Below are 10433 nucleotides of genomic sequence, written 5' to 3' on the forward strand. Positions count from 1 at the left end.
CGGCACCCGCTACCGATGAGCGAGCTCGATCATTTCGCGCATGCGCCTGGCCAGCGCCTCGACGGCGAATGGCTTGGTGATCAACTCCATGCCTGGCGCGGCGAATCCGCTCGCCATCGCCGCTTCCGAGGCATAGCCCGTCATGAGCAGAACCCTCAGGCCGGGGCGCAGGCCAAGCGCCGCGTCGGCGAGCTCGCGGCCATTCATGCCCGGCAGTCCGACGTCCGATACGAGCAGGGCGATGGGCTCGCTGGAGCGAAGCAGTTCCAGCCCGGCTTCGGCGTCGGCCGCTTCCAGCGCGCCATAACCGAGTTGATGCAGGACTTCGACAATCACCTGGCGCACCACGGTCTCGTCCTCGACCACCAGCACGACCTCGCCTCGTCCCGCGGCGGCGGCCGGCGGGGCTGGTGCAGGCACTTCTTCGCGGTGTCCCGCTTCCGCGATGTAGCGCGGCAGGTACAACCTGATCGTGCTGCCCTTGCCTGGCGCGCTGCGAATATCGCAATGGCCATTCGACTGCCGGCCGAACCCGTACACCATCGACAGCCCCAGCCCGGTGCCCTGGCCTTGCGGCTTGGTCGTGAAGAACGGATCGAACGCGCGCTCCACCACCTCGGGCGGCATGCCGATTCCGGTGTCGGTGACCTCGATGCAGACGTACTGTCCGGCCGGTGCGTCCTGCCACCGGACCGCCTTCACTTCATCGATATCGACATTGCGCGAGCGGATGGTCAGGCGACCGCCCTCGGGCATGGCGTCGCGCGCGTTGATGGAAAGGTTCAACACCGCGCTTTCCAGCTGGTTTGCATCGCACAAGGTCAGCCACAGGTCGGCGGCAGGCTCGAACTCCACCTTGATCTGTTCGCCGATGGTCCGCTGTATCAGGTCCTCCATCGAGATCATCAAGGGATTGACGTCAACCGGGCGCGGATCGAGCGGCTGCTGCCGCGAGAACGCCAGCAAGCGATGGGTCATCGCCGCAGCCCGATAGGCCGACGTCAGCGCCCCGTCCACGAACCGGCCGATGCCCTCGGCACGGCCTTCGTTCACGCGCAGCTGAATGATGTCGAGCGAACCGATGATCCCCTGCAGCAGGTTGTTGAAGTCATGCGCGAGGCCGCCGGTCAGCTGACCGACGGCTTCCATTTTCTGCGACTGGCGCAACTGCGATTCGATGAAAATCTTCTCGCTGAGATCGCGGATGAACACGTTGGTGCGGCACCCGCCGTTCGATGCCAGCGTACTGATGCTGAGCTCGACCGGAATCTTCATTCCTTCGAAATCGATTGCGTGGATCTGCTCGTTGCCTCCGGTGGCGGCCGCCAGTCTGTTCGGCGGCAGGCTGGCAGCGAGCCGCGCGCGGTCCTCGTCGGCCACGATGAGCGCCGTCAACAGCTCACCCATGGCTTTCTCGCGCGGCCAGCCAAACATCGCCGTCGCCCTCGGATTCCATTCGACCACCCGACCGCTCTCGTCCAGCTGCACGAAACCGTCCAGCGCCGTGTCGATCACGCCGCGCGCCCGCCCCTCGCTTTCGATCAACGCCGCTTCGCTCTCCATCCGCTCGGTGACATCGCGGGTGACCTTGGCGAAACCAATCACCTCGCCATGGTCGATAATCGGATCAAGCACCACGCTGGCCCAGAAACGGGTGCCATCCTTGCGCACGCGCCACCCTTCGGCGCTGTAGCGGCCCTCGCGTCTGGCGACCGCAAGAGCGTTGGCCGGCAACCCGCTGGCACGGTCCTCCGGCGTGTAGAAACACGAAAAATGCTTTCCGACGATCTCCTCCGCGCGGTAGCCCTTGATCCGCTCGGCCCCCGAATTCCAGTTGCTGATGATGCCATCCGGATCCAGCATGAAGATGGCGTAGTCGACGATGCTTCCCACCAGCAACGCAAAATTCCTCTCGCTGTAGCGCAAGTCCAGTGAAGCCGATTCCGCCAGATGCGTGCGCTCGATGACACGCTGCTCGAGCGTGTCGTTGAGCTCCTGCAGGGACCGCTCGATCTTCTTCCGGTCGGTGATATCCACCAGCATGTTCACCGCGCCCACCATGACGCCGGCATCGTCGAACAGTGGCGTGGGAAAGGGGGCGAACGCGACCCGGCTGCCGTCCGGCCGCTCGGCGATCGCCTCCTCGCCATGCACGGGTCGCGCTTCGCGGATCGCGATCGCCATCGGAGACTGCTCATGCGGCAACGGCGTGCCGTCGGAACGAAACAGCTTCCGGGACACGCACCATTCCTCGCCCAGCGCGGGGCGCCGGCCGGCGAAGGCGACAGCGGCCTCGTTGTAGAAGGTGATCCTTCCCTGCGCGTCGGTGGTGTAGATCGCCATCGGCAACGCCTGCAGGAGTTGGTGCGCGAGCTTTTCGCGCTCCTGTCTCGCGTCGGCCAGCCGCTTCTGCTCGGTGACGTCGATGGTGAAGCAGCGCGTGTGGGTGAAGCTGCCGTCACGGAAACAGCCGCTGGAGGTGATCTGCACATGCCGGATCTGGCCATCCCGCGCGATCAGGCGTACCGGATGCTTGTCGATCGCCTCGCCGGCCCGGAGCCGGGTGAGGATGTCCGCGAGCACGTCCTGATCAGCATGGAACTCGCCGATGTTGTGACCCACGTATTCGTCCCGGCAATAGCCCAGCAACTCCAGCTCCGCCCGGTTGGCACGCAATATCGTCCCGTCCGGCGCGACAAAATGGAGCCCCACCGCCCCATTCTCGAACAGGTCCTCCATGTCGTCCTGTGGCTGGGTGATGCCGAAACTGCAGATGAAGCCCCGGGTGGCGCCGTGGCGATCCGTCAACGGCGCCACGCTCGCCAACGCCCATCGGTGGTCGCCCTGCGCGGTTTCGACGGTGACTTCGATGTCGCGCACGGCGGCATCGGTACGTTGGGCCAACGCCAACGGGCTTTCCGGCAGCGCGTCGTCTCCGCCGTGCCGCCATGACGGCGGGGTTCGCAGGAACGCATCACCCCTCATGCCCGCCCGCATCGTGCCGCCCCAGCATTCCTTCGCCGCGGCATTGCAGGTCACGATCAGTCCCTGCGTATCGCATATGCAGGCCGGCATCGGCATCGCTTCGAGCAGCGCCTGGCCGAGATCGCCAAGCAAGGATCCTGTTGGATGCGCGGTGCGCCCGGAGATTTCGCTATCGGCCACGGTGTGTTCCGGAATCTTGGAATCCCGATGGTATGACAGCGTCCGTTAGTTTTGAAAAACGGCGGCAGATGGGGAAACCCGCGCAAAGGCGGCAAGGAAGCGGGCGCCGGGGAGCTTCCTCGGCGCGTGAAAACTTGCTCGGTGGATAGCGATCCTGCCGCAGCCGCCGCATTTCAACCGACGGGCCAGTTCCCGGCCCGCCACTGGTCGTCCACGAGGGGCGCGGCCGCAGCCGGCGCTTGCCCGGTCGTGGCGCCTGCATCGGCAAGGCCCTCGGTACGGCGTTCCTCGACGTGCACGCGTTCGATCAAGTGCGCGAGGAATGCGTCGCGCGTCCGGCGATAGACCGGGTCGGCCGGCCCGCCGATGGCTGCCGTCATCATCGCGGCCTGGCTGTCGTGCAGTGCTGGCGATGTTTCTCCACCCGGATAGCGGCCGACAGCATCACCTGCTTCGGCATGCGCCTGCCACGCCAGCGACCCCGGCGGCAACGCAAGAAACTGTTCTTCCCATACCAGCGCCGCCGCCAGCGCACCCGCGGCGGTGACCGGACGGCGCGCATCCCAACCGGCCTGGAAGCCGGCCAGCCAGTCAGCCAGTGCCGCGCCCGGCATCGGCCGCGCCAGGATGTACCCCTGCCCCAGGTCGGCACCCAGAATCAGCGCAGCCTCGACCGATCCCGCCGTCTCCAGGCCCTCCACCACGACCTCGAGACCGAGATCGTGGCCTAGCCGGATCAGCTGCCGGATGAAGCGCAGCGCGGGCAGCGGATCGTCGCCGATCTGGCGCACGATGGCCTGGTCGATCTTGACCCGGTCGAACGGCCACTGGCGCAGCCGGATCAGCGTGCTGTAGCCCGCACCCAGATCGTCCTCGACCAGCCGCACGCCCAGCGCCTTGAGCGCCTGCATGCCGGCCATGCCGGCCGGCGCCGTGTGGTCGGTGCCGATCGGCGATTCGAGTATCTCGAACAGCAACGCCTGGGCCGGGCAGGCGTTGTTGGCCAACAACGCGGCGGCCGTCTCCGCGTAGCGGGGATCGGTCAGCGCCGCGGCCGGCGCATTGATCGACACGTCGAGTGCGTAGCCTGCCTGCAGCAAGGCCTGACGACATGCCATGGCCTGCCGCAAACCCTGCCGGAACAGCACGATCAGGTCGGCGTCGCCCAGCGCCGGCAGGAATCTCGCCGGCGACAGGGTATCGCCGTCGTCGTCGCGCAACCGCGCCAGCGCCTCGAGTTCGGTCACCCGGCCATCGGCCAGCCTGACCACCGGCTGGTAATGCATCTGCACGGCGTCGGTGGCGATCAGCGCGCGCCAGCGCTCGCGCATGAAGAACGGCAACAGTTCGGCCCCCGGCCTTGGCGGCGCCAGCCTCGCCAGCGCCAGATCCAGCACCGTCTTGATCTGCTCGATGAACGCCCGCTGGTCTTCGCTCTGGAATCCGCCGGCGTAAGCGCTGTAGATGGTGAGCACCGCGGCCGGCGTGCGCGGCAACGGGCACAGCGGCACGGCGACGCTGGAGACGATCCCCACGCGGGCGGCGATCTCGCGCCAGTTCAGCATGGCTGGATCGCTGCCGTAGTGGGCACAACGCTGAATCGTGGCAGTGCGCCAGGCGCGACCGGTCGGGCCGCCGCCGTCGGCCGAGTCGACCTGCACCCCGATCGGCGAGGTCTCGCCACGACAGAGCGCGCGCAGGTAATCGGCAAACGCCTCGCCCGCTACGGCCTCATACGTCAGCTGCCCCGCCGCATCGGGACGACCCACCGCGCAGGCCAGAATCTCGTCATTCGCGGTCAGTGCGTCGACCACGCCCTGGATGAGCTCCAGGTAGCCATCGGCCGACCACGCCAGCACATTGAGCGCGGCCAGCAATGCAACCCGGCGACGCTGCGTCTCGCGCATGCTCAATAGTTGCCATTGCCGATCCAGCGCGAGTCGCTGCAGCACGATCGACAGGGGTCGGTGGTCGCGATGGGCGCCGGAGTCCAGCATGCCGACAAAAATATCGCGCAGCGCCTCGATCGCCTCCAGCAGCCAGACCTCCTCTACCCCGCAGGCCGCATGGAAAAAGCCCGCCCGCATCGCGCCGGCCTGATGGGTCTCCGTATCGAGACCGGGGCGCAGCAGCATCGACAGGTGCCAGCACAACCGCTGTTTGACCATCGCCACGTCGGCCGGCAGCAACACGCCAAGCAGGCTGGCGGCGCCCTCATGCGCCTGCAGTTCGGCGTAATAGCCCTCCGCCATGCGCGGCAACTGGGCTTCCAGCGCGGCGAACCATGGCCCCAGCAGCTCAGCCGCCACCTCGCCATAGGGCGGTGGCCCGCGTCCGTCGTGTCCGGCGGACGCCTCGGCATTCCCTGGCCGGGCCGGCAACGCCCACCAGCGGTCGCGCTGCCGCTTGCGCGCCTTGACCTGATACATCGCCTGGTCGGCGCAGCGGATCAGCTGCTCGCCGTTCGCCTGCGCATGAATCGGATACAGCGCCATGCCCAGGCTCGCCGAGAGGTGGAAGGTGGCGCCATCGATGAGCAGCGGTTGCTGCAGCGCCTGCCAGACGCGGGCCAGCAGCAGATCCAGATCCTGCTCGCGCTCGAGGTCCTCGAACACCAGCACGAACTCGTCGCCACCCAGGCGCGCGACGTAGTCTTCGACCCGCAACGCCCCGCGCAGACGGCCGGCTACTTCCACCAGGATCCGGTCGCCCGCGGCATGGCCGTAGCGGTCGTTGATCGGCTTGAGATCGTCCAGGTCGAGCAGACCCACCGCCACGATGCGGCCTTGCTGCTCGGCCCGCGCCAGCACGCTGGCCAGGTGATGGTCCAGCGCGCGCCGGTTAGGCACATCGGTCAACGCGTCGTGCAGCGCAAGATAGGTTTGCAGCTCCTGCTTCTGCAGCAAGGCGCTGCGCTGCTGATGCTGGCGCAGCGCGAGGCCTGCGGCATCGGCAATTTCGTCCACCAGCAGGCACATCTCCGCGTCGAATGCATCGGCCTCGGCGGTAATCACGGCAAACACGCCGGACGGCCCGCCGAGGGCTCCGTCAGCATCGGCGGCACCGAACAGCGGCCAGCAGCCCACGGCCCCGATCGTGGCCAGCGGCCCCTGTCTCCACGCGGCGGCCGCCTGCGGATTCTCGGCGGGGCGCACGCGCACCACCGGCCTGCCTTGCATGAACGCGAGCGTAGGTGTGTAGAAGGTCGGCCCGAGGCTGTGGCGCGACGGCACCGGCAACAGCTGCATCGCATCGGCCATCGGGCCGACCAGGGCCACTCGCTGCAACAGCTCGCCGGTGTCCTCGCTGGCGAACACCTCGACTGCCGCTGCCCCGGCGATATCGACCAGCGCCTGGGCCAGCGTGCGGTACACCGCGGCCGGGTCCGGCTGTTCGAGCAGCGCGCGCTGGATCATGCGCTGGGCGTCGCGGTATCGGCTCATCCTGAGGTTGCGTTCGAGCAGCGCCTGGTGATCCCAGAACCGCGCCAGCTCGTCGGCCAGCCGCTGGGCCCAGTCGAGCAGCTCGTCGCTGAGCAGCGGTGCGCCCGAGCGGGCGTAAGCGGCCAGCGTGAGCTGGCCACCGTCGCGAATGGTGACGGCTGCCACGATGCACGAGCCCAGACCGTGTTGCCGGGCGGCTTCGCGCCATGGCGCGAACTCGGGCGCTTCGATGGTGACCGCGCGCGCCTTGCCCTGGCGCAGGACATTGGCGACGGGGCCGCGGCCCCCGGGCCCATGTTCGTCGACACTGATCTCCAGGTTCGCCGCGTACCCTGCTTCCGGGCCTGCCGCCGCCAGCACGTCGACTGTTGCGTGATCCGGTTCCCGCCGGCCGATCCAGACCAGCGGCAGATCCATGGTGGCGGCGAGAATCCGCGCCACTTCGGTCAGCGCGAGTCGGCGGTCGTAGCCTGGCGCCGTGTGCAGCAACGACAACGTCTCCGCCACGCTCCGGTAGAAGCGCTCGCGCAGCTCGCCACGTGCCTGCTTGCTCGTCATCGCCCTCCCCTGCCGCTGCCCGCGCACCCAGCATAAGACTGGATGGTCAAAATAATCCGCGGATCCACCAGCCCCGGCGTGCTGCCCCCGCGGACACGATGATGCCCACCGCGAACCCTCAAGGGTGATTCAGGCGGCGATGCCTGGAGTGCACCAGACCGACTCCGTCGTAAAAACCGCCCGAACCTGCCCCGATAGAGTAGTCCAGCCGGAGCCGCCGCGGGTGCCTGCCCGCCGCCAAGGAAAATCACATTGCATTCGCCCCGTTTCGGCTTTGCTAGTCCAACCCCATTCCAGGACGCCGCCATGTCCAGCCATCCCCGGTGCGCCCATCCTGTTTGCCTGTGCACGGTTCGTCCGGACGATGCGTACTGCAGCGAGCATTGCCGCAAGCGGGTGGAATCGCCGCTGTCCGACCAGCCCGAAGGTTGCCACTGCGGGCACCCTGCGTGTGCTGCCGCGCAGCCCCAGCCCGCTTCCAAGCCGGATCAGCGGTCACCGAAATAATCGTCGCTGTGGTACCAGGCAAGCACGGCAGGCGGCACGCGATCTTCCACCGCCATGCCCATGGCCACATAGGCATCGAGCACGTCGCGCAGCGCGCTGTCGGCGCGCCCGCCGCGCCCATGCGGCGGCATGTTGAAGCGTTCGTACTCGATCATCTCGAGCATGCGTTCGGACCAGCCAAACAGCCGTTCGCTCCAGTCGGCGAACTTGTCGCGCAGCCACCCGCTCAGTGGGGCGTGCAGCGCAAGACCCTGCTCCGCGCAGAGCTCGCGTGCCAGCGCATCCACCTGCGGCGACACCCCGCGGAACCATTCGGTATGCCCGGCCGCCGCCCGCGGCACCACCAGCGGCGCGGGTGCACGCCATTCGGCGAACGTGGTGATGAACAACCTCTCGATGCGCCGGGCATCGCGCAGGTGATCGGTGTCGACGAGCAGGCCGCGCTCCAGATCGAAGAACTCGTAGAACCGCCGGTGCAGCGTGCGGAACCGGTCCAGCGGGTCGCGCGAGAAACCGACTTTCAGGATGTCCTCCTCGCGGCACGGCAACACGTAGACGAACGTGCGGCCGCGGCTGGCGAAGCGCGGATAGGCCACTTCCTCGTTCACGGCAAGGCCTTCGACGGGTGGGTTGTACATCGGCGCACGACGATGCGCCGATAGTCTGCATGGTGCAAAGATCGACCGGCAAGGGCGCGAATCTCCAGAGAACGCGGCAGGCCTGCGTTGCCGGAACTCCGCGCATGCGCGTTGCAACCGTACGCTCAAACGCCTGAAGCACCCCCCACGCAAAAGCTGCCGGATCAGGGTGCCGCACGTACCGACGCTTGCCATGCGATGACTTCGCGCACCGGCATGGCGATCACGGCCTCCGCAGGATGCTCTCCGGCAACGCGGCACATCGGGCCGCCTGGTTGAAGCAGCCTTGCCAGGCGCGAGCACCCCGGATCAGCTTGCACCGGGCGGCGAATGGCCGGTGTTCGCATGGCCTTCGTAGGCTGCGGAGTCGCCGGCACCGTTGGTACTGCGCGGGCTGTCGGGCTCGCCTTCGGCGGGCTCCCCGGCGTTGTCGCGCCGATCGCGCTTGCTGTCGCCCCGCGCGCGATCCGCGTCGCTCGCCGGTCCGCGCGACTGGCCGGGAATCCGCGCGGGCGCATCTTTCGGACGGCTGGGCGACGGGCCCACGCCGGCGCCGCCCTTCTGGGCCGAACGCTGACGCCGCTGCTCGTCGGTGAGCTGGTTCTCGCTGGTCAACGTATCCCGGCTGTTGCGGGTATCGGCAGCGCCGTCCTGGGGAATGTTCGTATTGCCCATCTGTTTCTCTCCGCGCGGCATCGGCCGATACCGGTGGAGTCTTCTCCAGCGCCCGTCAGCGGACCGTGCAGAGGATGTTGCGGGCTGCGCCGTGGCAGACCCGCGTGCCCCGATCAGGACACGACGGTGGGTGCGCTGAAAGGCAACGGCTTGGCGCCCACGTCGAGCAGGGTTGCATCGGCAATGGCCAGCGCCGCCACGTCGCCGTCGACGACGACGAGTACGCGGCCGGCCGCGATCTCGTCGTCGAACTTGCGGCGCACCGCGCCCGGCTCGGCGGTGCCGGTGAGCATGCCTACCCAGCCGCCCACCGCGGCGCCGGCAATGGTCATCGCCGCGACGCCGGCAAGCGTGAGCCCCAGCGGCGGCACCGCCATGGCAACCAGCCCGACCAGCAAGCCGCTGCTACCACCGGCAAGCAGGCCCTTGATGCCGCCGCGGTTGAAATCGTCGCTCGTTTCCTGCTGGTTCTCGGGGATCTGCTGGTTCTCGATGTCATGCCGCGCGATCAAGGAAATGCAGTCGTCGGCCAGGCCCGCTTGGCGCAACGCCTGCACGGCGGATTCCGCGGCATCCACATCGGGGGTGCTGAATACATGACGTGTCTTCATATCCGCTCCTGCTGCGATGGCCGGCCCCGCGATTTTCGCGGCGATGCGGTTACCGTTGCGTGAGTGGCGGCGGCAAGCTTCCAGCACCTGGCGGCAGCGCACGCCGCCGAGCTGATTGAACGCTCCCCATGCGTCTGAACAGAACCATGGCGCAACCATCACATGGGCTGACGTTCACTGCGGGCGGCGATTCCCCTGCCCACTTCGGGCTTCCATCCGAGTCCTACAGGAGAACATTTCGATGAACAACAAGCATGACATCAAGGTACTCAACAGCCTGATCGGCACCACGCTCGACAGTGCCGATGGCTACGCAGAGGCTGCCAAGGATGCCAAGAGCGAGCAGCTGACGTCGCTGTTTCGCGCGCGTTCGGGCGAACGACGCAGCGCCGCTTCGACGCTGCAGCAATGCGTGCGTTCGCTCGGCGGCGAACCCGAAGACGACGGCACCGCGCTGGCCAGCGCCCACCGCATGTTCGTGAACCTGCGCGCCAGCCTCACCTCCAACGACAACAAGGCGGTGGTGGACGAAGTGGAACGCGGCGAGGATCACCTCAAGTCCAAGTTCGAGGATGCCATGAAGGACGAAGATGTTTCGCCTGCCGCGATGTCGGTGATCACCGATGTCTACACCTCCGTGCGCCACGGCCATGACCAGATGCGCGACATCAAGCAGGCGTTTCATTCCTGACAGAGCAAAGCCCGCTGGCGCACCGCAAATTCGACGCGAAGTGGAAGGCCAGCGCGGCTTCGACTTCGCGTCGGCGGCGCTGCGCCAAGCCCGGGCGGTCGAGCGAGGACGGACCGCCCTGACCCCACGATCCGGAGCGTTGCCG

At 67.5% G+C, this 10433-nt stretch carries 6 protein-coding genes; 1 reads left to right on the plus strand and 5 read right to left on the minus strand.

Annotated elements, in window-relative coordinates:
• Positions 1-9: 9 nt before the first annotated feature.
• The 5 genes from ACFPME_RS15055 to ACFPME_RS15075 all read right to left on the minus strand — a co-directional run bounded on the left by ACFPME_RS15055 (position 10) and on the right by ACFPME_RS15075 (position 9597).
• Positions 10-3165, minus strand: a complete 3156-nt coding sequence (locus tag ACFPME_RS15055; RefSeq protein WP_377306471.1) for a PAS domain S-box protein — start codon at positions 3163-3165, stop codon at positions 10-12.
• A 173-nt stretch (positions 3166-3338) separates the two neighbouring features.
• Complete coding sequence (locus tag ACFPME_RS15060; protein WP_377306472.1) at positions 3339-7166, minus strand: EAL domain-containing protein; 3828 nt, start codon at positions 7164-7166, stop codon at positions 3339-3341.
• A 488-nt stretch (positions 7167-7654) separates the two neighbouring features.
• Positions 7655-8311 (minus strand): GIY-YIG nuclease family protein, encoded by a 657-nt coding sequence (locus tag ACFPME_RS15065; protein WP_377306473.1) that lies wholly within the window; start codon positions 8309-8311, stop codon positions 7655-7657.
• 309 nt (positions 8312-8620) lie between these two features.
• On the minus strand, positions 8621-8986 hold the full coding sequence (locus tag ACFPME_RS15070) for a hypothetical protein (RefSeq protein WP_377306474.1): 366 nt from the start codon (positions 8984-8986) through the stop codon (positions 8621-8623).
• 113 nt (positions 8987-9099) lie between these two features.
• Positions 9100-9597, minus strand: a complete 498-nt coding sequence (locus ACFPME_RS15075) for a hypothetical protein (protein ID WP_377306475.1) — start codon at positions 9595-9597, stop codon at positions 9100-9102.
• A 241-nt stretch (positions 9598-9838) separates the two neighbouring features.
• Between ACFPME_RS15075 and ACFPME_RS15080 the strand changes: the two genes are divergently transcribed.
• On the plus strand, positions 9839-10288 hold the full coding sequence (locus ACFPME_RS15080; RefSeq protein ID WP_377306476.1) for a PA2169 family four-helix-bundle protein: 450 nt from the start codon (positions 9839-9841) through the stop codon (positions 10286-10288).
• The last annotated feature ends 145 nt before the right edge of the window (positions 10289-10433 follow it).

This window comes from Rhodanobacter umsongensis, assembly GCF_042654965.1.
Classification (GTDB): Bacteria; Pseudomonadota; Gammaproteobacteria; order Xanthomonadales; family Rhodanobacteraceae; genus Rhodanobacter; species Rhodanobacter umsongensis.